Here is a 1457-nt window from a genome sequence, read left to right on the forward strand (position 1 = left end):
AAGCGGTGCTTATAGAAGGCAAAAAAATCTGGTTGGCGTATTTCGCCCAGCGCGATCATCATGCCGTGCGCAGTGCATTAAAACTCAATCGCGCTGATGTCGGTTGGTATCAACTCCGCACCGCTGTAAAAAAACGCAATGAGCGCAGTAATCAAGTGCCGGTGCGTTTTGCGGCGTTTGAATTGGCATATAAAACCTTGACCGAGAAATTGCAGCCGCTGGTGTATGAATTGGGCTTTTTGAGACGGTGAGCATTATGATCACAGCCATTGATTCCGAAGCCGCTTGCAAGATACAACTGCCGCCGCAGTGTTTATTAGAACACAGCGATAATTTCATTCCAGCGCATGAGCGCAGTTTTAAGGGCGCGTATTATACGCCGCTCAACGTAGTGGAGCGGGCTTATGACAAACTCGCCGAGGTGCTGGGAAAGAACTGGCAGCAAAATTATCTCGTTTGGGATATGTGCTGCGGCGTTGGCAATTTAGAAGTGAAGCATTCCAATCAACGCAATGTATTTATGAGCACCTTAGATGTTGCGGATATTGAGGTGATGCGCGCAACGAAAACCTGCGTTGCCGCCACGCGCTTTCAATATGATTATTTGAATGATGATATTACTGCTGACGGCAAAATTGATTACAACCTCACCAATAAGCTGCCGCAAGCGTTGCGCGATGCAATTCACACCGGCGAAAAGATTGTGGTGTTAATCAATCCGCCGTATGCGGAGGCGACAAACGCCGATAATCCTGCAACTGGTTCTGGTGCTAAAAATAAAACCGGCGTGGCAAAAACTCAATTTGCTGCTACGGCAATGGCGCATTACGGCAAAGCCCGCAATGAATTGTTTACGCAGTGTTTAGCCAGAATTGCGCTGGAACTCCCAACGGCAATCGTCGCGGTATTTAGCACTCTCAAATATATTAACGCGCCGAATTTTGAGAAGTTTAGACAGGTTTGGAATGCTGAATATCTGGGTGGTTTTGTGCTGCCCAGCAAGGTTTTTGCGGGATTGAAGGGCAATTTTCCGATTGGGTTTTTAATCTGGAACACAAATCAAACTGCGCGGCAAAAAACGCCACTCACTGCCATCTCCGTTGCGGTGTTTGATAAACATTTACAACCAAGTGCTGAAAAGCGTTTTTATAGTTTACCCAGCAGCAGTTATTTGAATGTGTGGTTAAAACGTCCACCAGCAAATACGGTTGCGGTGGTACCGTTAAAAAATGCGGTGATGCCAACTACTGGCAAGGCGTGGATTTCAACTTGGTCTGACAAGGCAATTGCCTACATGTATTGCGGCGTTAATGATCTGCAACATGCTACTCAGCAAACGGTTTTATTTTCTTCTGTGTACAGCGGCGGGCATGGTTTTTATGTCAATCCTGATAATCTTTGGCAAGCCGCCGTCATCTTTGCGGTGCGCCGTTTAATTAAACCCACTTGGTTGAATG

At 46.7% G+C, this 1457-nt stretch carries 2 protein-coding genes; both read left to right on the top strand.

The window, feature by feature from the left end; genetic code table 11:
• The coding region (locus CKO12_RS14250; protein ID WP_200155383.1) for a hypothetical protein at positions 1 to 251 on the top strand (251 nt) is incomplete at its 5' end.
• A gap of 5 nt (positions 252 to 256) precedes the next feature.
• The coding region (locus CKO12_RS14255; protein WP_200155384.1) for a hypothetical protein at positions 257 to 1457 on the top strand (1201 nt) is incomplete at its 3' end.

The sequence above is a fragment of the Chromatium okenii genome (assembly GCF_016583745.1).
Classification (GTDB): domain Bacteria; phylum Pseudomonadota; class Gammaproteobacteria; order Chromatiales; family Chromatiaceae; genus Chromatium; species Chromatium okenii.